24 protein-coding genes and 1 pseudogene are annotated in these 22,696 nt (G+C 49.5%); 9 read left to right on the top strand and 16 right to left on the bottom strand.

The window, feature by feature from the left end:
* Positions 1 to 71 precede the first annotated feature (71 nt).
* From NX722_RS11705 to NX722_RS11685, 5 genes and pseudogenes are all read left to right on the top strand, one after another.
* Positions 72 to 473, top strand: a pseudogene (locus tag NX722_RS11705) (tyrosine-type recombinase/integrase); the annotation flags it as partial.
* A gap of 72 nt (positions 474 to 545) precedes the next feature.
* A complete protein-coding gene (locus NX722_RS11700) occupies positions 546 to 1,142 on the top strand; it encodes a hypothetical protein (protein ID WP_265442352.1) in 597 nt (198 codons plus the stop codon).
* A 260-nt stretch (positions 1,143 to 1,402) separates the two neighbouring features.
* Positions 1,403 to 2,488: an AAA family ATPase gene (locus NX722_RS11695; protein WP_262568126.1), complete on the top strand. Its 1,086-nt coding sequence runs from the start codon at positions 1,403 to 1,405 to the stop codon at positions 2,486 to 2,488.
* A complete protein-coding gene (locus NX722_RS11690) occupies positions 2,485 to 3,144 on the top strand; it encodes a DUF4276 family protein (RefSeq protein WP_262568125.1) in 660 nt (219 codons plus the stop codon). Before NX722_RS11695 ends, NX722_RS11690 begins: the two co-directional genes overlap by 4 nt.
* A gap of 119 nt (positions 3,145 to 3,263) precedes the next feature.
* Positions 3,264 to 4,463 (top strand): plasmid pRiA4b ORF-3 family protein, encoded by a 1,200-nt coding sequence (locus tag NX722_RS11685; protein WP_262568124.1) that lies wholly within the window; start codon positions 3,264 to 3,266, stop codon positions 4,461 to 4,463.
* A 103-nt stretch (positions 4,464 to 4,566) separates the two neighbouring features.
* On the opposite strand, the gene NX722_RS11680 is transcribed toward NX722_RS11685, so the two are convergent.
* From NX722_RS11680 to NX722_RS11650, 7 genes are all read right to left on the bottom strand, one after another.
* Entirely contained in the window at positions 4,567 to 4,833 is a 267-nt protein-coding gene (locus NX722_RS11680; protein WP_456077460.1) for a hypothetical protein, read from the bottom strand.
* Positions 4,830 to 5,621, bottom strand: a complete 792-nt coding sequence (locus tag NX722_RS11675; RefSeq protein WP_262568123.1) for a type IV toxin-antitoxin system AbiEi family antitoxin — start codon at positions 5,619 to 5,621, stop codon at positions 4,830 to 4,832. Before NX722_RS11675 ends, NX722_RS11680 begins: the two co-directional genes overlap by 4 nt.
* Before the next feature lie 110 nt (positions 5,622 to 5,731).
* On the bottom strand, positions 5,732 to 5,992 hold the full coding sequence (locus NX722_RS11670) for a pyocin activator PrtN family protein (protein ID WP_262568122.1): 261 nt from the start codon (positions 5,990 to 5,992) through the stop codon (positions 5,732 to 5,734).
* A gap of 19 nt (positions 5,993 to 6,011) precedes the next feature.
* Entirely contained in the window at positions 6,012 to 6,872 is an 861-nt protein-coding gene (gene traF, locus NX722_RS11665) for a conjugal transfer protein TraF (protein ID WP_262568121.1), read from the bottom strand.
* Positions 6,872 to 7,492, bottom strand: coding sequence for a DUF4400 domain-containing protein (locus NX722_RS11660; RefSeq protein ID WP_262568120.1), 621 nt, complete (start codon positions 7,490 to 7,492; stop codon positions 6,872 to 6,874). Before NX722_RS11660 ends, traF begins: the two co-directional genes overlap by 1 nt.
* Before the next feature lie 22 nt (positions 7,493 to 7,514).
* Positions 7,515 to 9,350: a conjugative transfer system coupling protein TraD gene (gene traD / locus NX722_RS11655; protein WP_262568119.1), complete on the bottom strand. Its 1,836-nt coding sequence runs from the start codon at positions 9,348 to 9,350 to the stop codon at positions 7,515 to 7,517.
* Complete coding sequence (locus NX722_RS11650) at positions 9,347 to 10,369, bottom strand: TraI domain-containing protein (RefSeq protein ID WP_262568118.1); 1,023 nt, start codon at positions 10,367 to 10,369, stop codon at positions 9,347 to 9,349. The genes traD and NX722_RS11650 overlap by 4 nt, the downstream gene beginning before the upstream one ends.
* A gap of 12 nt (positions 10,370 to 10,381) precedes the next feature.
* Between NX722_RS11650 and NX722_RS11645 the strand changes: the two genes are divergently transcribed.
* The gene (locus NX722_RS11645; RefSeq protein WP_265442350.1) at positions 10,382 to 10,504 is read left to right on the top strand and encodes a hypothetical protein; all 123 of its coding nucleotides are present in this window, start codon (positions 10,382 to 10,384) and stop codon (positions 10,502 to 10,504) included.
* A 30-nt stretch (positions 10,505 to 10,534) separates the two neighbouring features.
* On the opposite strand, the gene traA is transcribed toward NX722_RS11645, so the two are convergent.
* The 4 genes from traA to NX722_RS11625 all read right to left on the bottom strand — a co-directional run bounded on the left by traA (position 10,535) and on the right by NX722_RS11625 (position 12,811).
* On the bottom strand, positions 10,535 to 10,876 hold the full coding sequence (gene traA, locus NX722_RS11640; protein WP_262568116.1) for a TraA family conjugative transfer protein: 342 nt from the start codon (positions 10,874 to 10,876) through the stop codon (positions 10,535 to 10,537).
* 15 nt (positions 10,877 to 10,891) lie between these two features.
* Positions 10,892 to 11,221, bottom strand: a complete 330-nt coding sequence (locus tag NX722_RS11635) for a TraV family lipoprotein (protein ID WP_262568115.1) — start codon at positions 11,219 to 11,221, stop codon at positions 10,892 to 10,894.
* A 110-nt stretch (positions 11,222 to 11,331) separates the two neighbouring features.
* Positions 11,332 to 12,045 carry a TraB/VirB10 family protein gene (locus NX722_RS11630; protein WP_262568114.1) on the bottom strand — a complete coding sequence of 238 codons (714 nt, stop codon included), beginning with the start codon at positions 12,043 to 12,045 and terminating at the stop codon, positions 11,332 to 11,334.
* Between the two features lie 52 nt (positions 12,046 to 12,097).
* Entirely contained in the window at positions 12,098 to 12,811 is a 714-nt protein-coding gene (locus NX722_RS11625) for a TraB/VirB10 family protein (RefSeq protein ID WP_262568114.1), read from the bottom strand.
* A gap of 265 nt (positions 12,812 to 13,076) precedes the next feature.
* On the opposite strand from NX722_RS11625, the gene NX722_RS11620 reads away from it, so the two are divergent.
* From NX722_RS11620 to NX722_RS11610, 3 genes are all read left to right on the top strand, one after another.
* Positions 13,077 to 14,438, top strand: a complete 1,362-nt coding sequence (locus NX722_RS11620; RefSeq protein ID WP_262568113.1) for an IS110 family RNA-guided transposase — start codon at positions 13,077 to 13,079, stop codon at positions 14,436 to 14,438.
* A 4-nt stretch (positions 14,439 to 14,442) separates the two neighbouring features.
* Positions 14,443 to 15,045 (top strand): transposase, encoded by a 603-nt coding sequence (locus tag NX722_RS11615; protein ID WP_262568112.1) that lies wholly within the window; start codon positions 14,443 to 14,445, stop codon positions 15,043 to 15,045.
* Between the two features lie 69 nt (positions 15,046 to 15,114).
* The gene (locus NX722_RS11610; RefSeq protein ID WP_262568653.1) at positions 15,115 to 16,635 is read left to right on the top strand and encodes a hypothetical protein; all 1,521 of its coding nucleotides are present in this window, start codon (positions 15,115 to 15,117) and stop codon (positions 16,633 to 16,635) included.
* 139 nt (positions 16,636 to 16,774) lie between these two features.
* Here the strand turns inward: NX722_RS11610 and cydX are convergent, their stop codons facing one another.
* The 5 genes from cydX to NX722_RS11585 all read right to left on the bottom strand — a co-directional run bounded on the left by cydX (position 16,775) and on the right by NX722_RS11585 (position 22,692).
* Positions 16,775 to 16,897: a cytochrome bd-I oxidase subunit CydX gene (cydX, locus tag NX722_RS11605; protein WP_262568111.1), complete on the bottom strand. Its 123-nt coding sequence runs from the start codon at positions 16,895 to 16,897 to the stop codon at positions 16,775 to 16,777.
* A gap of 12 nt (positions 16,898 to 16,909) precedes the next feature.
* Entirely contained in the window at positions 16,910 to 18,046 is a 1,137-nt protein-coding gene (gene cydB, locus NX722_RS11600; RefSeq protein ID WP_262568110.1) for a cytochrome d ubiquinol oxidase subunit II, read from the bottom strand.
* A gap of 11 nt (positions 18,047 to 18,057) precedes the next feature.
* The gene (locus NX722_RS11595) at positions 18,058 to 19,650 is read right to left on the bottom strand and encodes a cytochrome ubiquinol oxidase subunit I (protein ID WP_262568109.1); all 1,593 of its coding nucleotides are present in this window, start codon (positions 19,648 to 19,650) and stop codon (positions 18,058 to 18,060) included.
* Between the two features lie 509 nt (positions 19,651 to 20,159).
* Complete coding sequence (locus NX722_RS11590; RefSeq protein ID WP_262568108.1) at positions 20,160 to 21,551, bottom strand: sensor domain-containing diguanylate cyclase; 1,392 nt, start codon at positions 21,549 to 21,551, stop codon at positions 20,160 to 20,162.
* Positions 21,552 to 21,708: 157 nt separating this feature from the next.
* Positions 21,709 to 22,692 carry an alpha-L-glutamate ligase-like protein gene (locus tag NX722_RS11585; protein ID WP_262568107.1) on the bottom strand — a complete coding sequence of 328 codons (984 nt, stop codon included), beginning with the start codon at positions 22,690 to 22,692 and terminating at the stop codon, positions 21,709 to 21,711.
* Positions 22,693 to 22,696 lie beyond the last annotated feature (4 nt).

Genomic DNA, 22,696 nt, shown 5'->3' with positions numbered 1-22,696 from the left:
CGCCTGACGGGGTTGGCTGCGCCGACGCTAAATATTTTACCGAACGCTCATGTTTTAAGAACTCTAAATCTGAGCAGAAAGTACCCATCTCCACTGAATGTCTTGAAATCATAGAGCGGCAGCCACGCTTTGAGGGCGAGGACAGGATTTTTCCGTACAAGGCCAAGTCTGTTGCTGTCCGGTTTTCAGATGTCACGAAAGAGCTGGGGTTTCCTGACCTCCGTTTTCACTCCTTCCGACATGAAGGCATCTCCCGGCTTTTCGAACAAAAAATGTCCATTCCTGAGGTCGCAATTCGCAGCGGCCATAAAACCTGGGAACACCTGCGGCGTTATACTCACCTGTTACATAATGAACCACCGGATTTGTGGTCGCAGTGCAAGAGAGTTGAGAATCAGTACTGGGCAGAGAATGAGTTGGTGAACAGGCAGTTGCTGAAGGCTTCGATGTCACTTTCGTGGGACAATGTGTAGGCAATGCTATAAAAAGGAGAATTTGAGAAAAATCGGCTATGATCCCCGCCAATGTGCAGTGAGGGACGAATGATGCTTGAGTACACAAATCGTGCTGGAAAAACGTATTATCTGAGAAAATCCGTGACCAAAACAGGGAAACCACGGTATTTTTTTTCCCAGAAGATAGAAGGCAAAGGTGAACCTGTAGAGCTTCTGCCTGAAGGTCGTGAGATATATGAGCGAGTTGAAGATGGACAGGTCTTTTTGAGAAAACATCAAACAAAGCATTTTCTGGAAGAAGAAACTGTATTGATCGAAAGTCTACTGGCTACCAAACCTATGCCTTTTCGATATCTGTATCAGGAGAATGGCAAGTACCTGACCATCTATGAAACCAACCTGGCTTCCGCCTTGTGCAACGGTGGCAATGACCTTATGTCTCATTCGATTTTCAAAAAAACGGAAGATGTGGCTGCACAACTGGTTAGTACTGGGGGCTTCACGGCAGTACTTCGATTCTATCGTGATGACCCTGAAAGCAAACAGTGTACAGTAGAAAGGTTTTGCTTTCTGGGCAGAATTGATGACTGGATTTGTATCAATGGATCGGATTCCTTTAAAAAGCTGGCTGAAAAATACATCAGGCTATTAGGTACGGATGAATTCTATAATCCCCTGTACGGCTAACTGACTTTTAAAAACCGGAAGTGAACTTAATGAGATTTGAACCCAAAGCTGCCGAAGTTATAGCTGCTTTTTCCCTGTAGAACCTCCATCTAATCTTCTCTCGACCCTGAAACGCCCAATAGTATAAGGGCAGTTGCAGTGCTGAGTACTATAGTCGACAATGAGTTGCCTTGTGCAGGCAGTAAAACTTTCACTGTGACACAGTTATTTTGTAATAAATCAGGTTACTATGGTAAAAATTAATTTTACAGGAGTATGCCATGCAGCCGGTCTCTGACGACAAGCAGCTGACCCACCTCAGGATCGAGGGCTTCAAATCAATACGTTCGTGCGATTTGGAATTAGGCTCCCTGAATGTTTTGATAGGTGCAAATGGCGCAGGCAAGACCAACTTTATCAGTTTTTTTCGTCTTATTGGTCAGATTCTTGCTGGTAATCTGCAAAGAACGGTGGGCAAACAGGGAGGTCCCGATGCCCTGTTAAGACACGGACGTAAAATTACCCGGTCATTTGTGTCTGAGCTGTATTTTGGTGACAAGGTATACACGCTGGAGCTAGAGCCTACGGCCGATAACCGGATGATGTTTCAGCATGAGTCCCTGGCCGCCGGGGGGCATATCAGCAATGCGGGGCATTTCGAAAGTTATGTTGGTCAACATGTGACGGATGGTACTGAACAGTCCGTATGTCATGCTATTACTAACTGGCGGGTATACCACTTCCACGACACAAGTGAGACCGCTCTTGTAAAACAGTCCAGCCAGATTAACGATAATGAATACCTGCGTCAGGATGCACGTAATCTTGCTGCCTATTTGTTGCGTCTAAAACAGAACCATCCGGCACACTACAAAAAAATTGTACGGACTATTCAGCTGGTTGCCCCTTTTTTTGGAGACTTTCATCTTCGGCCAACACCGCATAATGTTGATCAAATAGAGCTGGAGTGGACAGAGATAGGCATGGATATACCACTTAAAGCCCATGCGCTTTCGGATGGTACTTTGCGTTTTATTTGTTTGGCGACGGTATTAAATCAGCCTGAAAAGTTTATGCCCAGTACACTGCTGATTGATGAACCTGAACTGGGATTACACCCTTATGCTATTGCCGTTTTGGCTGCTCAACTGAAAGCGGTCTCGCTAAAACACCAGGTGATTGTGTCCACGCAGTCGGTTGAACTGGTTAACGAGTTTGAGGCTGATGATCTGGTGATTGTTAATCGTCACCAGGGTGAAACTGTTTTTGAACGGACAAGTGGGGAGAAGCTCAAAAGCTGGCTGGAAGATTACTCTCTTGGGGAGGTCTGGAAGAAGAATTTGCTGGGAGGGAGGCCGTCAAAATGATTCGTCTGAACATAGTTGTAGAGGGTCAGACGGAAGAAGCTTTTGTGAATGAAGTTTTACAGGAGCATCTTCAACGGTCAGGTATCTATGCAACAGCTATTTTACTTCGAACCAGTAAAACCGGACGTGGTGGTGTCACAACATTCGCTAAGATCGAGAATCAGGTTAGCAGGCTGTGCAAGGAAGATACCGGAGCCTATGTTACCACCATGCTGGATTACTACGGCTTGCCCAAAGATTTTCCTTCTGTACAGCTGAAAAATCCAAAGGATATTTATCATTCCGTTAATCGTTTGGAAGCTGATTTCCATGACTGCATCGGCTATGAGCAGCGCTTTATACCGGGCATTATTCTGCATGAATTTGAGGCTCTGCTATTTGCTGATGTCAGAGGGTTCGAAATACTGGAAGCGGACAGTCCCGGCCTGGTGGCAGACCTGGCAGCTGAAGTTGCAGGTCTGGAACCGGAAGCCATCAATGATAGCTCTGAGACTGCACCTTCCAAACGTATTCTCAAACACTTCAGGAGTTACCAGAAACCCTTCCATGGTAGTCTGGTAGCCATGAATGTGGGGCTTGATGCTATGAAGGCCCGGTGCCCGCATTTTGCAAAATGGCTTGAAAAGCTGGAGCGATTGAAGCCAATAGTTCCTTGATTTCGCTAATGGCAGATTACCTGCACGAATCTATGGTTTTCTTAATGTATCAGCCTCCTGTAGGTTGCTATTTTCTATGATGTTTTTACCGACTAACTGAGTGAGTAAATCAGAACTGTATGATATTTGAATATAAAGCAGCTGAAGTTGTCGCAGCGTTTTCTCTGTCTGATGTCCATCGAACTTTTCTGCGGGATGTCGATGTGTTTCTGGATTACCTGGTCAGGAAGCCCGTAGCTCTGTCCCGAGGTAAAAACCAACCTCCGGTTAAGTGGGCTCAGCTGCTTAATAATCTTCTATCGACACCTGAAAAACTGACTCTGAAACGACCAATGACCAGCCATTATGCCCAGGTGTTGGGTTTATTTTTACTGACTCGCAGTTCCTGCCTTGGGCGGCTCCGGATAGGCAGTAAGGAAAACTTTGATTTTCATATTAACGAAGCGTTATATCAGCAGTGGCAAACCATGAGTGAGGTTGAACGTTATTTCTCATTGCTGGACTCGTGGGTCAACTGTGGTTATGCCATAAATGCAGGGGAACTAATCAGGGGGCCGGATGATCGCTTTCTGCCCGGTGTTATGATGATGTACGGTGAAAATGATCTTTGGCGGGGTAAAGAGGTAAGAGAACCTGACTTCTGGCTGCGAAGGGGCAAGGCATTTAATCTGGCGATACTCAAAATGACCGGACTGGCTGAACTTCACCTTGAGGACAGCAACAGGAAAATCCGGTTTTTGAGACTGACTCCCTGGGGACAGGTGTTTTTAACCGCTTGTCAACAAGGCTTTATTGACTCATTGGAGGGCAGTGAATTTGAAGATGATTTTGAACAAATTAACTTACTGCCAGCGATACAAGCGATTCGACCCGATGTTCAGCGTACTCTTGAATTGCCTGAACAGATTATCGCTGCCAGTTATTTGTTGACCGTGACGTTAGGGAAAGAGTGTTCTCGCACATTAAAATTGTCTGCTGACCACACCCTTGACGAGTTAGCTGACGCTATCCTTGATGCCTTTGACTTTGATAATGACCATCTTTACCACTTCCAGTATAAAACCGATTTTGGTGCATTTAGAAAAGTGGGCCATCCGGCCACTTACGACTGCGACGGATTTACCGATGGAACCCAGCTGCGCCATCTTCATCCGGCTCCCGGAATGAAGGTGACGTTTGTGTTTGATTATGGCGATTACTGGGAGTTTGAAATAGTGATCATGTATGGCAGTGAAGATGCCGTTTCAGGGATAACAGTAACCGACCGGAAAGGTGTAGCTCCGGAGCAGTATCCTGAGTATGAGGACAGTGATTACTGATTTTGTCATAGACTGGCACCTCTTTTCCCGAATAACCCAGAGAGCCTGTTTCGGTGAGCAGACTCTCTGGCAATGATTCAGTAAACCGTTTTCTCCAGCTGCTTCAGGTGGTTGCAGCCTGCAGCCATTGTTCCAGTACCTCGTCTAATTTTTTAATTTTCTCTTGATGCTTATCTTGATTCTTTGACAGGTGCTGAATATTCATCAGTTTCCACCGAATGGCAGGCAGTTTCGCCGCTGAAGGTTCATCAAACAGAGACCAGCCCGGTTTGCCTCGCTTGAAAGTTAACAGAAAATCCTGGTCTCTCTCCGTGAACTGTGTCTTTAGAGCAGTGACCATACGAGAGCGGGTGTCTATCAGTTCGCTCAATTCAACAGGGATCTTCTTTTTTTCATTGACAGAGATTCAGGTACAGTGATCTGGTAGCGCTCGTCAAATCGGCCATTAGCAATCACCTGACGTTTACCTGAGCCAAGCTGTATTTGGGATTCATCAAGTCGTCTGACCCACTGATGGTCGCAGTAGTGACTCAGGAATAGAAAAATACGATTAGTCTGAACTGCGCTGCTGCGGTTAAGAAGTGATTGCACTTTTCTCGGGCTCAGGTTGACCAACCCCTGAAACAGTTCAGCAGCATGCTCAAAACGAATAGTCTTGCCGATAGCATCCACCACTTCGTAGGCAGCCAGCTCCGGGCGGCTTGTTCTGAGTTCCTTTCCTTTCACTGTCACTGTGGTGAAATCTTTTTCAGACAGTTCGCTAAGTTTATGGTTGCCACTGTACAACCAGGGTTGTTCAGGAAATTCACGAAACCATTTCGGTAGGGTTTGCTTGCTTCTGACACCCACCCAAACCTGTTCTGAACTCAGTTGCAGGTAATGGCTAAGCCCTTGATGGGTCAAGCTACTGAGTCCGGCAAGGTGCACCGGCAGCTGCAATTGCTGAGTGAGAGCCTGTAATGCATCTGCCCAGTCAGGTTTCAGCTTGCCGCTGGGTTCGGGGCGGTAATAGACACCAGAGCTAAGCCTTTTAAGCCATCCGCTCTGGGTATACTTCTGTGCCAAAGAATAGCGAATACCGTGTTTCGTCAGCCACTGCTGAAGCACCAGGGAGCCAGGAGAGGTATGGTTGATTAGCCAGTTTAACTTGGATGACATATTAATACCTAAGGTGTTGATTTATAGTTTATGTCAAACAAGTTGGTTTGTTTAAAATCTAATATTCATACTCTAAGTATTAATATTTAACTCTTGATAAACCAAAGCGTTCAGCGTACGCCTCTGACCTTTTCCCAGGTACTACTGTAGGTCTGATGCCGACTATCCAGAAAACTGGCAAGATCAGACAACCGAATCATCATGGGCGACTTCCTGCTTTCTGTCAGCCGGACTACCGGCACGGGCAGTTGCTGGGAAGCCGCCGCTGCCTTGGCTTTCTTCTCGCAGAGACCGAAGAATTCATCGCATACCTCCTCGAGGCGGACATAGGGCTTTTCGTATTTGGCATAGAGCATCAGTTCTGTGTTCATAATATTCAGGTTATGACGTTTATGGTTGATGGTGGCTGGAAATCGGTTTGATGTTCAGGCTTTGCTTTACCGGTTGGGATTCAATGTTCCAGGTTTCAGTGGTAATTCGGGTTTTCAGGTACTCGTTTTTATCAATCCAGCCCTGCTGAAAAGCCACTTCAACCAACCGCTCAGTTAGTGCTGCAAAGGAAATAGCGCCCTGGCGGATCAGCACGATGTTGTCAGGCGGCTGCATCAGGAACAGTGCTGGATAGGTGAGGATATTGAGAGTGGGAGGAGGTGAGTGTTCGATACGACTGTTTGGCAACTCCGGTATAGGATGACCGTCCGTTGAAATGGGTATCAGTTCAAAACCGTACTCCATGCTCAGGAGTAAGATTGTTCTTGCCTGCACATGGCAAAGCGAACAATTACCCCGGTAGTAAAAAACCAACCCGGTTTTCTTTGCGATTTTTTTCAACACTGCCTCTCTGACCTGATACGCCATATTGTCTTTTATTTTAGCTGCCGCCGGGGATATTGGACGACGGACGTTTTCATCCAGCATTGGATCGCTTTCAATCACCTGTTTGCCGACACGAGCGAATCGTTCAGCTTTTTCTTTGACGAACCTGTCCAGATAAAGATACTGGCTTACATGCTCTTTGGTGGGTTCATCAATAGCCCTGTCCAGGTAGTCTCCTATGTTTTTTCTGATCCATTGGGTGGAGAGAGGCGCCGGTAATACGGGAGAAGGTGTTATGGACTGATCGCCTTCCACTGTTTCTGGTTCCGGAATGCGTTCATACCAGAACCAGCCTTCAGAGTGTCGGTCAAACCATCGTTCGCCGGTGCTGGCAGGCGTTGGAAAAACCAGTAATAAAAGAAGCAAGAAAAACATCAGACACGTTTCTGCCAGTTGGCTGTCCACCAACCCAGTGAAAGCGTGGTCAGCCACGCCATAACAGGAAAGAGCCAGACCGGGAAAGGCCACGGAATCATCACCAGATACAGGAACAGTCCCGGAATCCATCGGCATAATCTACGACTCCATAGGTTTCGCAGTGGACTGGTGTAGTGAAAATCGTGGTAGCGTATTCTCCGAATCAGACATCCATCCAATACCGCAGCCAGCAGAACGATTCCCCAGTAAGGAAAGCAGGCGATTAGCAGGGCAATACGATAAAACAATTGTTGCAGAAGCGTCAGAAAGTTTCGGACAACGCCCTGAAAAAACTCGATGGTTGTGGCGAGCCCTTCGCCCATCTTGCGATCCGGTGTGGTGTGCTTGAATAGAAAGCCCTGTACACCGGATTCAAACACCGTTTTGTTATAGAACCGCTGCCCGGTGCGGATTATCCAGGTACCGTTATCTTCCCCCAAACTTCTGGCGTACTGTTGCTGCTCCTTCTGCAGGTATTGATTCATATTTTGCCCAGGAATAGCCAGCCAGGGCAGGATGAGACCCAGCCCATAGCACCAGGCAACGATGGGGCTGGTCTGTTTTTGAGAATTTGTCATGGATTGTTCTGATATCAGAGGTTCAGGATTCTGGAGAGCAGATAATCGGAATTCTGCCTTTCAGCAAACGACCACCGCCCAATCGTGCCACATATTCAAGGTTGGGCAGTTCGCCTAGTAGTTGCGGTGGGAACAGATCACCGGTTTCTTCCAGCTGCTGTTCACTCAGGTTGCCGGTAAATTCCATAGGGCGGTTGGCATCGGTGCTGATGCCCTGGTTGCGGATAAAGTATCGGTAACGAACCGGTGGCAGTTTGTCGGTGATAAATTTCTGGGTTTCAGGATTCTGGGTACGCAGACAGATCAGGTGGTTACAGTTGTCGATAAATTGTTCCGCAGCCGCTTCTGAGCCCAACTGCGCCTCAAAGTCCGCCAGTGTCTGGGTGGCAACGTATAAGCGGAATTTTGCACCTCGACCTTTATTGAGCAGGGATAACAGTTGAGGGCAGAGTACTTCAGCGGCTTCATCCACGAATAAGTTAATGGGCTGGCTGTGTTGTTGCGAGTGTGCGGATGAGTAGTTGTAACGGTCACCCGCCACAGCAGCAAGGTCTGCCAGTAACAGCTGTCCGATGGCTTTACCCACCATCGGGTCGCTTAACGAATCCAGCCCGAAATACATCACCTTGTTTTGTTCGATCAGGCTGGCTGTATGGGTACAGGGGCGAAGGTCGTCTATATCTGTCGGGTCGGGTGATAGCAGTCGCGCAAGAGGTCCACCGGTTAACATGCCAAGAGCAGGCAACAGGGTAGCGATCATTTTTCCGTAGTGCGCCCGGTCGTGTTCAAACAGCGAGATCAGGCCTTCCACGTCGGTACAGGGGTTGTCAGGCATGATCTGTTCTCGATAAAGCGCTATCCAGCGGTGGGCAACGGTATCCTGATTGGACTTACCCTGTTGTGATTTTGAAGTGATTTTTTTCTCCGCCCCCGGACAGTATGTAGAGCAAACAGCGGTTAATGCTCGTATTAACAGTCCGGTAACACCGCCTTCCAGCCCCTGTCGAATAAGTACCAGAGTAGGGCGCTGACCACAGAGCAAATACCCTTGGACAACGGCATCTACCGCTTTCTGGGCAAACGCCTGAAACGGTGCGTTATCACCACCAGACGGCATCAGCCCGGCAATCCGGCTGGCCAGTTCGCTGGAACGGTTAAAGTTCTGCAACAGGTTGATACGAATGGAGTCTGCCGGAAAGCCGGGGTGGAACTTCATAAAACGGCGTTGACTGCCTGACAGCTCACAACTTCTGAGCGTATGAGAAGCAAGGTCATGGTCGCCTTTGGGGTCAATGATAATCACCGGCTCGTTACGCAACACCGCCTGAGTGACCAGCAGATCAAACAATCGGGTTTTGCCGCTGCCGGGAACACCAATCACCATGGTGTGCATCTGAACCTGTTCCAACGGTTGAAACAGTGTTCGCTCATGCTCTTCCATGCCATGAATCCAGCCTGCGCCCATAATGCTCTCAGATTTGGCGGGCTGGTTATCGCTGCGAAGCAGGTCCCACGCCAGCTGCCCATGCTGTCGTTGCCACTCAAAACCCCAGCCTAGCCAGACACCTTTGTCATGGTTCTGTTGTTGGAGGGTTTGGCACTGTTTGGCGTTCAGCGTTAACAGAGTCAGCTTTTTGCCTTTCAATCTCTGGTGGCGCTGCCATCGGGGCAGGGCTTGAGTTAACCGGGTCAAAGTGATCGTGCCGCACAAGGCGGTGGTCACCATAAAACCAACCGTTGGCAGCGAGCTGAAAAACATCAGCGTAATGGCGACATTCATGGACGTGAACCAGAGTACCGCCGAACTAAGTTCATAAACGGGTCGCCAGCTTTGCAGGTAAGGTTTATCGCTGATCATGTCGAAATCTCTGCGTCACTGGTCGTCAACCACTGGCGACACCGTTTGGATATTTCCGGCTGTAAGGCAATCACCTGACGACCATTGCGGCGAATAATGACCTGGTTAGCGATGGGGCGCAGCCAACCTAGTTCTTGCCAGCACTCCATCAGGGCGTCAGGGTCGGGTAATCCTTCTTGCCCGATGACATCTTCCGGCCAATTCAAAAGCAGAGACTCTTTTGCCCATTTCGCGCCATCGGGGTTTAGCTGCGACACCACTTGTTTTAGCCATTCCAACCCGTATTCAGAAGGCTGCTGTGGAGCAGCTTGTTTTGAGTCCGATTGCTCTGGTGCAAGAGGTTGAGTGAGACCTGTCAGAGCCTCTCCCTGCACAAAATGCAGTTTGACGCTTTTCAGGCGAGCCACTTCCACCGCACTAACCAGTTGTTTAACCGCTAAAGGACTGCTCTGCCCTACCAGTGCGCTGATAAAGGATTGCCAGAGGATGCCCTTATCCCGGTCTGGCTGTAAGGCATAACGCAAGTTGTTAGGTATCAGCTGCTCCAGCAGCAACAGGTTTGTCCAGGTATATTCTTGTGGAATGGGCTTGTCGGGACGGGATTCACAGTGCTGCCAGTGGGGACAGTAACGCTCAATGCGGTGCTGTTGTAGCCAGCTTCCCAGACTTTGCTGAGTCGCCACCCATTGCCCGGCCTGTTCCCCCCTGATTGTTACGCAGCTGACCATGCGTCCACTGTCATGCAGCAAACCGGCGACACCTGCCATTAATCGCCAGAAGGGTTGTCTTGCCCGTCGTCGATCCGGGTAGAGATCGTGATCCACATGGATTTGTTGTGTGGAGGACACCGCCCAGAAAGCGGTTTCCAGTGCATGGCGCAAGGCTCCGGCGGGTTCACAATGATGAAGAGGGTGAGCGGGTAGAAGATGTAGCCAGAGAGCCAGCTGATCCAGCGTCTGGTTAAACAACTCTTGCAGCTCATCAGGTAGACAGAGTTGTTCATTGACCTGATGAATCAATGGTTGTTGTTTATGGAGAATGGCTCCAACCCCCTACCTGATAACCCGCACAACCCTCTGACGGATTGGTATCGGGTGCTGGTTGGGGTGTTGGCAGAGGTTCCGATTTTTGCTGAGGGTGCAGCCAGTGGTTAACCACCGATAAAACCTGAGAAGCGGTCATGGTTAAAGCCCGAATATTGAGTTGATGATGGTGGGAGTGACCTGCAAACCCACCGCTGCACCAACTCCTGTGGCAAAACCGATCAGGGAGTTTCGCGCCATGCCGTAAGCCAGCCCGATCAATACAAAAGCGATGGATAAGGTTCTGCCGAGATCGCCTTTAATCCACCCTACCAGCCGGGCATAGATTTCAGCGAAATCAGTGGAGCCTGTCGGTACCACAGGGTCTGCCGCCTGAAGTTCTGGCGGTAACAGGGAAAGGATGATCAGTGTCGCCAGTGACAACATCCAGTGCTGTTGTTTAATGGTGAAGGCTTGCAGGTCAGTGAGAGGAAGGGAGTTCATGCTGGTTCTCCGGTTTTAATCATCTGAGGGGGAATAGACGGGAATGGCAGACTGCCATTCTCTCGGGTAGATATCGGTCATTACTACGCCACCGCTGTGCCAGTTGCCCTGTTTGTCTACCCAGGGGGCGATCCAGATTCTCAGGATTTGGGCGGGTAACCGGTTTGGGGTTGATTCGGGTGTGACCACAGATAGATCCGGTTCTGCTCTGGTCATGGTGGTTGGTTGTGGTGGTGTTATGGGTTCTATGGTTGAGAGGTCAGTGTCTCTGTAGACCTGCCGAGCGGATTTGCAGACACCTTTGCCGGGTTTATCGCAGGCGTACTCACTTTCACCTATTCCCAAAACGGAGCAGCCCTGAAGTAAAAATGTTGAACCACAAAGGCACAAAGACACGAAGGCTTTTAAATATTTTTTCTTTGTGTCTTGGTGCCTTTGTGGTTTAAACAATAAGCTCATGGCTGTAAACCTCTGGTCAGGATCAAATCGACTTTTCGTTCTGCGCTGATTTCAATAACCGGCACCATCTGATCCGCCAGTTTCAGATAAAAGTCCGCCAGCTTTTCCAAGGCCTTGTTGCTGCCCTTGATCAGGGAGCTTTGGAGGGCTTCACTGCCTTTCAAGCCGGACTGGAAAGGAGACTGAATTTCACCGTTTTTATTCGGCACCACGGAAAACACAGGGACAGGTTTGATATCAAACGCCTGACTGACACCGCCAAGGAATCCCGCCATCGCCGCTTTCGCCATGACCTGTCCCTGCTTGCTAACCAGTCTTCCCCGTAAGCCAGCCTTGCCATCTTCTCCGGCTAAATAACCTTCCAGTGGTCGTTCAATAACCTGCTCTTTGTCTTTGATTTTGCTACTGAAAATGCACGACAAAGTTTCACTGCGAAGGTAAGCCCGCTCGGAACTCAGGTCGCCATAACCGGAAGCCAGCACAAAGCATTCACGCACATTGGTTCGGTAGCGGTTGGGTAAAATGGCTGAGGCTTTGATTCGGATAAGAACGGGATAAGGCTCCCGTCGTGCGCCCTGGCCGGTGGGTACGTCCAGCCCGGTTATAAGCTGACCGGACAGAATACTGCCAGCGGGCAGGCGCAGTAACCTGGGCTTGTTGTCTGCTTTGGTGTCTGTTGCTGTTGGAGGCGTGAAAGTAGCACCGAGCATACGTATGGGTTTAGCCCGCCCGGCGGGCACACAACCCAGAGTAACTCTTAGCTCATGGCTGTAAACCTCTGGTCAGGATCAAATCGACTTTTCGTTCTGCGCTGATTTCAATAACCGGCACCATCTGATCCGCCAGTTTCAGATAAAAGTCCGCCAGCTTTTCCAAGGCCTTGTTGCTGCCCTTGATCAGGGAGCTTTGGAGGGCTTCACTGCCTTTCAAGCCGGACTGGAAAGGAGACTGAATTTCACCGTTTTTATTCGGCACCACGGAAAACACAGGGACAGGTTTGATATCAAACGCCTGACTGACACCGCCAAGGAATCCCGCCATCGCCGCTTTCGCCATGACCTGTCCCTGCTTGCTAACCAGTCTTCCCCGTAAGCCAGCCTTGCCATCTTCTCCGGCTAAATAACCTTCCAGTGGTCGTTCAATAACCTGCTCTTTGTCTTTGATTTTGCTACTGAAAATGCACGACAAAGTTTCACTGCGAAGGTAAGCCCGCTCGGAACTCAGGTCGCCATAACCGGAAGCCAGCACAAAGCATTCACGCACATTGGTTCGGTAGCGGTTGGGTAAAATGGCTGAGGCTTTGATTCGGATAAGAACGGGATAAGGCTCCCGTCGTGCGCCCTGGCCGGTGGGTACGTCCAGCCCGGTTATAAGCTGACCGGACAGAATACTGCCAGCGGGCAGGCGCAGTAACCTGGGCTTGTTGTCTGCTTTGGTGTCTGTTGCTGTTGGAGGCGTGAAAGTAGCACCGAGCATACGTATGGGTTTAGCCCGCCCGGCGGGCACACAACCCAGAGTAACTCTTAGCTGCCAACCTCAATTCTTCGTCCTACGATAAGGAAGGAGGCATATCCGAGCCAGAGACCGAACGCACACTGGTGCTCTTGCCCGAAGTTTAGCGTGGTCGGGAGGCTGGCGACCGCATCACTGATGACGCCTGGCGATCTCGTTCAGAAGACTGCATATGATCGACAGCCCCATACCCGGATATGCCTTCGTTCAGTAGTGTAGGAACGCAGTCATGAAACACAACCTAAATCCGGCTAAAGTTCAAAAGCGGATATCTGGCCATCTAAAAACCGTGAACCTCTATGCTGCAGGCATTGATATTGGTTCAGAGTTCCACTTTGTTGCTGTCCCTAAAGAGCTCGATGAACAGTCGGTTCGGTCTTTTGCCTGCTTTACCTCTGATCTCGAAATGATGACTCAATGGCTCGTGAAAATCGGAATTACGACCGTGGTCATGGAGTCTACCGGAATCTATTGGATTCCCGCTTTCGAAATGCTTGAAGAGCACGGCCTTGACGTCAAACTGGTGAATGCTCGTCATGTTAAAAACGTCCCTGGTCGTAAAAGTGATGTGCAGGACTGTCAGTGGCTACAACAACTGCATACTCATGGCCTGCTTGAGGGAGCTTTTCGCCCTGAAGATCAGGTGTGTGCCTTGCGTGCCTATATGCGTCAGCGTGAAACCCTGATCCGTTACCGGGCGTCGCACATACAGCACATGCAGAAAGCTTTACGGCAAATGAACCTGTTGTTGGACAATGTCGTTGCGGATATCACTGGCAAAACGGGGATGGGTATCATTCTCTCCATTCTCGCGGGAGAGCGTGACCCAGAGGTACTGGCCAAACACCGGGACTCTCATTGTAAAAAATCAGAGAAAGTCATTGCTAAGTCACTGCATGGGCATTACCGGGTGGAACACCTATTTGCCTTAAAGCAGTCTGTTGAGCTTTATGATTTTTACGAAAAGCAAATTGAAGCTTGTGACAAGGCATTGGAAGACCAGTTGAACCAGTTTGATGATAAGTCCGAGAGTATCTCTCTGCCTGCAAAACGCAAATCAGCCAGCGCCCCTGCTTTTGATGTAAGAACTCACCTTTACCGGGTGACAGGGGTAGATCTGACATCGATTGAGGGAATAGAGGAAAATACCGCCCTGAAGGTAGTTTCTGAAATTGGTACAGACATGAGTCGCTGGCCGACAGTGAAGCACTTTTGTTCCTGGCTGGGACTGAGCCCGGGAAACAAGATATCAGGAGGCAAAGTGTTGAGCAGCAAGACCAAAAGAATCCCTAACCGGGCCGCTTCTGCTCTGCGTATGGCTGCACTGACTCTGGTGAGTTCGAAAAGTGCGCTGGGAGCCTATTATCGTCGAATGAGAAGTAAGCTGGGGGCACCAAAAGCGATTACAGCGACTGCACATAAACTTGCCCGGCTGATTTACAGCATGCTGAAAAACGGCTCAGAGTACGTAGATAGAGGTCAGGATTACTACGAGGAGCAATACCGTGACCGAGTCATTAAAAACATGAGAAAGCGCGCTGAAGACATGGGTTACAAACTGGTCGAAATTGAAACAGCCGCACCATCTTGACTCTATGCAAATAACTAGTCCCGAAGGAGTTACTCAGAAGTCCGAGAGTATCTCTCTGCCTGCAAAACGCAAATCAGCCAGCGCCCCTGCTTTTGATGTAAGAACTCACCTTTACCGGGTGACAGGGGTAGATCTGACATCGATTGAGGGAATAGAGGAAAATACCGCCCTGAAGGTAGTTTCTGAAATTGGTACAGACATGAGTCGCTGGCCGACAGTGAAGCACTTTTGTTCCTGGCTGGGACTGAGCCCGGGAAACAAGATATCAGGAGGCAAAGTGTTGAGCAGCAAGACCAAAAGAATCCCTAACCGGGCCGCTTCTGCTCTGCGTATGGCTGCACTGACTCTGGTGAGTTCGAAAAGTGCGCTGGGAGCCTATTATCGTCGAATGAGAAGTAAGCTGGGGGCACCAAAAGCGATTACAGCGACTGCACATAAACTTGCCCGGCTGATTTACAGCATGCTGAAAAACGGCTCAGAGTACGTAGATAGAGGTCAGGATTACTACGAGGAGCAATACCGTGACCGAGTCATTAAAAACATGAGAAAGCGCGCTGAAGACATGGGTTACAAACTGGTCGAAATTGAAACAGCCGCACCATCTTGACTCTATGCAAATAACTAGTCCCGAAGGAGTTACTCAGAAGACTATGAAGGTTCAGCCCTTCGGCGCAGGCTGACCAACCTTTTAGAAGATATTCGCATTGAAAAAGCCATCAGTCGGGAATACCCCGGCGCTGCTTTTTCTCTTGCGGGTGTCGTTCACCAGTTGGTGACTGAAGGTCGTTTAAGTGCGCCGGACAAGAGTGACCCGCCTGTGAAGGTGCTAAACGACGCTTTGCTGGTGATTCTGCGTAGTGAAGTTCTGGGTCAGAAGGCGCTGAAGCAGGAAGCAATAAAAGCCCGCAAAGTGATGAAAGTCTGTTTTCCCAAACAGTTACTGGATTCGCTGAATGGACTGTTAAAACAGGTTCCCGACTTGAACAGCACCAGGGAGGCTCTGACGTTGGCTGACCAGATCATCGCTTTGTTTCAGAATCTCAGCAATGAAAATTCTGACAGCAAAGATTCTGGTGAGGAAGGTTCTGATAAACCCGAAAATTCGTCAGAAGAACAGGAGAGGGATTCTCAGGAATCCGAAGCACAGGATCAAGAGGATAAAACAGATTCTGTGTCAGGTGGTGAGCAGGAATCCGATTCTGAGGAAGGAGAAGGTGATAATCCTGAACATTCGTGTGGAAGTAGTAACCAGGACGTTTCAGACAATGGCGATGCTTCAGAAAAGGCTGAAGACCTGTTGCTCCAAAAAGAGAGCTTGAAGCAAGTTCTGGAATCTACCGATCAGGACTGGCCGAATGACCTGTTTGAAACGGTCGCCGGAGAGCTGGAGTCATGGAGTTGCGAGCAATCTTCAGGCTTGTCTGCCATCACCACAACACCAGGACTGGATGTAGTGGTGACGACAGATGAAGATAAGCAGGCCGCAAAAGACTTGCTCTGGAAAGTGCAGTCAGAATCCACCCGATTAGCCGCACAGCTAACCGGACTGGTTCAGGCAAAAACGCTCACCCGAGATCGCACAGGCAAGAGAGGCACCCGGATAGATGGCAAACGGTTGCACAGAATAGCATTGGATGATGGTCGTCTTTTCAAACGACGGGCAGAATCCATCACTATCAATGCCACCGTTCATATCTCGCTGGATATTTCTTCTTCCATGGCCGTAAGGATGCCGTTGGCAAGGGAAGCGGTTCTGGCGCTGGTCTATGCCCTGAAGCAGATTAACGGAGTCACTGTTTCAGCATCGGCTTATCCGGGAACCAGAGAAGACAGAGTCTTTCCTATAGTCACAGGCAAAGAGTCTACTCAAAAGGTAGCTCAAACACTGGCGGCTTTGGACAGCCACGACTCAACACCCATGGCCACAGGATTGTGGCATGCAGTTCATCAAATCTGTCAGGCAAAGGCGGAACGTCGTCTGATTTTGATGATTACGGATGGAGCGCCTGACTGTGAGCATCACAATGCGGTAGTCGATCTGGTGAGTCGTTGTCAGCAGTCAGGGATTGATGTGGTCGGGCTGGGAATCAATGTTCCTTTGGTGAAAAACCTGTTTCCGAAGAGCCTGATGATTGATCAGTTAAGCCAGTTAAAGTCATCGTTATTCACTTTGACTAAAGACTGGCTTATCAGGTGACAGAATAATCTGGTTTTGGGGACTAAAAAGCGTCAGACAGGGAAGGTCTTCAGGAAGGCTATTTTTGCTCACGATTGGGTATTTTAAGACCCTGTTTTTGAGCTTGGGGACCAATGAAATTGATCCCCAAAAAATTGTTTCAATCCTCTAAACCGTTGGTATCACTATCGAAATCCATCTCATGAAATTCATACCACATCACATTAATAATCCCAAAAGCACAGGCCAGAAGTACTCCAAGAATCCAGGCGAAATACCACATAATTTAACTTCCTTAATACAGTGAGTGGTTGTTTTCAGCAATATGTTCAGCGGTCACCCGTCCCCAGAGATGGTAGAAACACCAGATGGTGTAACCCAGTACGGTAGGAACAAAAATGGCCGCAACAAATGTCATGATGCTCAGTGTCAGGTGGCTGGATGTTGCATCCCATAGCGTCAGGCTGGCATCAGGCATCGTGCTGGATGGCATGATGAACGGGAACAGTGAGAAGCCAGCTGTCAGGATGACCCCTGCCTGGGTAAGGCTTGAGCAGACGAAGGTTAAACCGGCAAAACGACTTTTTGCCAGAAGCACAACGCCAATGCTGCCAAGGTAGGCAAGCGCAGGGGCAATCAGGGTGATGGGGTAAAGGCTGTAGTTAGCCATCCAGCGGCCTGACTCGACAATGTCAACGGTTTTGTTCAGTGGGTTTGAAACCGCTGCAGGATCCAGCTGGCTGGTGATTTCGTAGCCGGGAATGGTTGCAACCCAGAACCCACCAATGGTGAACAGAGCCAGTGTTGTAACAGCAGCATAACGAGCGACAGTAGAAGCACGTTGCTTAATAGGATCTCCGGCACGCAGTTTCTGCCAGACAGAGCCATGCATGGTCAGCATGCTGACACTGACCAGTCCGCAGAGAATGGCAAATGGATTCAGCAGGTGAAAGAAATGCTCAGAAAATGTAGAGCGCATGGTGCTATCCAGTTCAAAGCCAAAGCCCTGAAACAGGTTGCCAAAGGCAACACCAAATACCAGGGTGGGTACGGCACCGCTGGCAAACAGTCCCCAGTCCCAGGCGGTTCGCCATCTTGGGTCTTCAAGCTTGGAGCGGTAATCAAACGCCATGGGACGCACTAGCAAGGTAAACAATACCAGTATCATAGCCCAGTAAAAACCGGAAAATGCTGTTGCATAGGCAATGGGCCAGGCAGCAAACAGGGCGCCACCAGAGGTGACCAGCCATACCTGGTTGCCGTCCCAGTGAGGAGCAACGGCGTTAATCATGATCCGACGCTCAGTGTCGTTTTTAGACAGAAACGGCAGCAGATTGGCGGTTCCCATGTTGTAGCCGTCCGTGATGGAAAAACCGATCAGCAGGACGCCAATCAGAACCCACCAGATAAATTTTAATACTTCATAATCCATGGCGTGGTTCCTTATGCCTGTTGTGCAGAAAGCTCATTGCTGGTAATGGCTTGTGGTCGTTCAAAATGATAGCGTCCGGTGTGCAGACTGCTTGGACCCTGTTTGGAAAATTTCACCATCAGCCAGACTTCGATGATCGCAAAAATACTGTAGAACAGAGTGAAACCGGCAATACTGAGATATAAGTCAGTTACTGTACGACTGGAGGCCGACAGGTAGGTGGGCAGAATACCGGAAATAGACCATGGCTGACGTCCATATTCAGCGACAAACCAGCCCATTTCACAGGCAATGAAAGGCAGGGGGAGCGACCATAGACACAGTTTCAGGAACAGCTTGCTCTTGTATTCTGTGCGACGGGCTGTTTTATAAAAGGCTGTCACCAGCAACAGCAGCATGACCACGCCGCAGCCAACCATAATTCGGAATGAGAAAAACAGCGGCCAGACGGTCGGAATAGCGTCATGTGCAGCCTGTTTAACCATGGCAGGAGTTGCATTGGGAATATCGTGGGTGTATCGAGTCAGCAGTAATCCATAACCCAGGTCATCAACGACATCTGAAAAAGCGTCGCGATTTTCAGGTGTGTTGCCACCGGGAGATTTTAACTGGTCGAGAAGTGCAACCGCTTTTTTGCCATTTTCGATCCGAACCATCTTATCGGCAATCAGGTCTTTGATGCCGGGAACTTCTTCATCTAGAGAACGGGTTGCAATCAGACCCATCATGTAGGGTACTTTTATGGCATAGTTGGTTTCCATTTTTTCCTGGTCAGGAATGCCAATTACCGTAAAGCTGGCCGGGGCTGGCTGGGTATGCCACTCGGCTTCAATGGTAGCCAGTTTAACCTGTTGCACGTCACCCAGTTCATAGCCGGATTCATCGCCCAGCAGTATGGTGGAGAGGATGGCGGCGGTGCCAAAGCCTGCGGCAATGGCAAAAGAGCGACGGGCAAAGCCAATGTCACGCTTGTTCAGCAGGTAGTAAGCACTGATGGCCAGTACGAAAATAGCACCCGTGGTATAACCCGCTGCCACAGTATGCACGAATTTGACCTGTGCAACCGGGTTAAAGAACAGGTCGGCAAAGCTGGTCATTTCCATGCGCATGGTTTCGAAATTGAATTCAGCGCCAACCGGGTTTTGCATCCAGGCATTGGCCACCAGAATCCAGAGTGCAGATAAGTTAGTGCCAATAGCCATCAGCCAGGTACAGGCGAGGTGCTTGACTTTACTGAGGCGATCCCAGCCAAAGAAAAACATACCGACAAACGTAGACTCCAGGAAAAACGCCATCAGGGCTTCAATAGCCAGTGGAGCACCAAAAATATCGCCAACGTAATAGGAATAAAAAGACCAGTTGGTACCAAACTGAAACTCCATGGTCAGGCCGGTGGCAACACCCAGAGCAAAGTTGATGCCAAACAGTTTGCCCCAGAAACGGGTCATATCCTTGTAGACCTGTTTGCCGGTCATGACATAAACCGACTCCATAATGGCGAGCATGAAAGTCATGCCCAGGGTCAGTGGGACGAATAGAAAGTGATAGAGCGCTGTTGTGGCAAACTGAAAGCGCGACAGGTCAATGACTTCTGCGGGGATCATAACGTTCCTCGTGACATCTTCTGGGAAACTTACTCCGGTTTCCACGAGACCCGGGAAGAAGCGGCTTCCTGCCGGCAACCACTAAACTGATCTTTGCATCATGACACAGCATAAGCAGGGCATGTTGCCTGCAATTATACGGACGGTGGTGTGCTTTGGATCAGGATAATGCATCACGATGCATTCAGCCCGGGGATACGTACTGTAGTCCCCGGCATACCTTCCCTTGGCAGTAATCCCGCGATCCATTGTTCCTGGTTGTTATTCTATGTGCCTATCGACTGTTTACATATCAAACAGAACCGATACTGCAGGTTGATATTGAATAGGGGGATGTACTGCGTCTGCGGACATCCTTTGAGATAGATCGCATTCTACAGCGTTTTAGTACGTATCTGAACTTCGGCAAAGTCTTTAATTTGATATAAATCAATAAAGATGCAAATCAACTGAATTAATAGAGAATTATCATCTTTATTTTGTAATTTAAAGAATAATATTCTGCGGAATTAGCTCTCTTGCCAGTTTAATCGAAGGTCTGAGCAGGAAGGGCCAGCTTCCAGCCGATTCTTGCCGTGTTTCTTGGCTGTGTACATGGCGTTGTCAGCTTCATTGATCAGCTGATTGAGGCTGCCTGTTTCCCCCGTCATTGCCGACAGTCCCAGGCTCAGGGTCACAGGGAGCGGGCTGGCATTATATTGTTGAACACGGTTACGAACCCTTTCTGCAATCCGGGTTCCCTGCCACGCAGAGGTCACGGGCAGCAGAATGACAAACTCCTCTCCGCCGTAACGGGCAATCAGATCCTGTTGGCGCAGGCTGTCTTTGATTTGATGGGCAATCTCAACCAGAATCCTGTCACCGGTCGGGTGGCCGAACTGGTCGTTGATTCGTTTGAAATCATCAATATCGACGAATAAAAGGCAGCAGGGCAACTGCTGTTGTTTGCAGGCTTCAATCTGTTGTTCTGCTTCCTGAAAGAAGCGGTTGCGGTTTAGCAGGCCTGTCAGTGGGTCCAGGCTGGCCTGTAATTGCCAGAAGCGGGTTTGCTGATTTGCTTTTAAAATGGTTTTAATGTGGCTGCACAGATCAAGCGCCTGTTGTCGGGTAATCGTTTCCCGCTGATATTTTCCTGGAAACAGTACCAGAAAAAGCTGACGCTCAGCGTCATCGTTTAAGTGGAAGCCCCAGAAACTGTTGCCCTGTTTATCCTGAAAATGGACCTGGTCATCAGAATCATGATCGATCAGCTGTGTCAGTGGCGAAACAAACTGTTCCAGTTCCCTGTCAACCTGCTGCTTTGCTTTCGCTGAGTAGCTGTTGAGTTGCCATTCGTTGTTCTCATACTGAAGTAAAACAGCTGGCGTTTTGTGTAATGTGGCATCAATGATCTCAAGAATCTGTTCGGTCAGTTCATTGTTGTCGTCTTGCTGGTTTAGCTGAAGCAGGCTTTCCCTGAAGTGCTGGCTGAATACCCTGCGTGTGCTCTCTGCGCCTTTAATTAGATTAACTGTGAATGGCTGTTTCTTCTGTCCTGGTTGAAGCAGGTAGTGCAAAAGGGTCAGGGATATTGACTGAAGGCAGAGTAATAGCACCAGTGGAAGAGATGGAACGGTAGTATCAGCCGCAAACACAAAGCCAAAAATGAGGCCGCTGGCAACCAGTGTTGCGCCGGAAAGGGTCATTATTTTCTTTGGGGTCAGCCGGGTGACGCGAAACAGATTCAGATAGCAGGCGAGGGCAGACAGCATGGTCAATATAGTCACAATGGAGACCAGGTGGCCAGGGTCAACGTTGAAGGGAATCAGCCGGAACAGGCTCCCGTTCAGGGCAACCAGAAGCAGGCTTATGGAGATGAGGTGTGCGCCAAGGGGAAGATACAGATATGCCTTTTTAATCATTGCAGCTTCCTTCCGTGGTGGCTATATGATGTGAGTTTGTTATCAGACTATATCGATTAATTGTTACATAGCTGTTTTTAATGTGCCACCAGACAGAAAGCCCGCAAAAGTGCGGGCTGTATGAATATAGCTACTTGCAGTGCTAGCTGGAAAAGTGCTAGCTGGAAAAGTGCTGGCTGGTGAAATGCTGTTTGGAAAAAATGACCCGTTCTGGTATTGGAATATTCCAGTCGGGCATGGCTTCGATCTTTTGCAATCTTGGATGAATGCCGCAGCCGTTGGCAATCTGAATAGCCAGCCCTGGTCGTGCATTCAGTTCCAGAATCAGTGGCCCAAGATGCTTGTCGAGAACCATGTCGACACCCAGATAACCCAGTCCGGTCATGCCGTAGCAGGCAGCCGTCAGTTCCAGCAGACGGTCCCAGTGGGGTACCTGCAGGCTTTCAAAGCTGTGCCGGGTATCGGGGTGAAGCTTGATAGGGCTATCAAACTGCACCGCCCGGAGGCTTTTGCCGGTGGCTATATCCAGTCCAACACCTACTGCACCCTGATGCAGATTCGCTTTACCATCGGAGGCCCGGGTGGCGAGTCGCAGCATGGCCATCACCGGGAAACCCCGGAAAACAATCATGCGGATGTCGGGTACACCCTCGAAGCTGTAGTCGTTAAATACCGGGTCCGCCTGAATTAAACCTTCGATCATGGCAACATCGGATTTGCCGCCAAGGGAATACAGGCCGCCCAGAATATTCGACACATGTCGATTGATATCCTCGAACTCAAGGGTGTCGCCACTGGCTTTGACATAGCGGTCACCGTCTCTGCCGGTGATCACCAGAATACCCTTGCCGCCGCTGCCCTGGGCGGGTTTGATCACAAAGTGTTCGTGGGCAGCCAGTAACTGACTGAGATTTTTAATCTCGGACTGGTAGGAAACCACGCCCAGCAACTCAGGCACAGCAACGCCTGCCTGCTGTGCCATCTGCTTGGTGGTGAGTTTGTTATCCACCTGTGGCAGCAGCCTTCTGGGGTTGTACTTGATGACATAGTCGAGGTTGCGGCTGTTCATGCTCAGAATACCAGCTTCCCGAAGCTGGCCGGGTTTGGCAAAGCTGTCAATAAAACGACGAATGACTTCCATAGCC

The sequence above is a fragment of the Endozoicomonas gorgoniicola genome (genome assembly GCF_025562715.2).
Classification (GTDB): Bacteria; Pseudomonadota; Gammaproteobacteria; order Pseudomonadales; family Endozoicomonadaceae; genus Endozoicomonas_A; species Endozoicomonas_A gorgoniicola.
The sequence above is the reverse complement of the archived record's forward strand: the minus strand, read 5'-3'. Positions and strand labels throughout refer to the sequence as shown.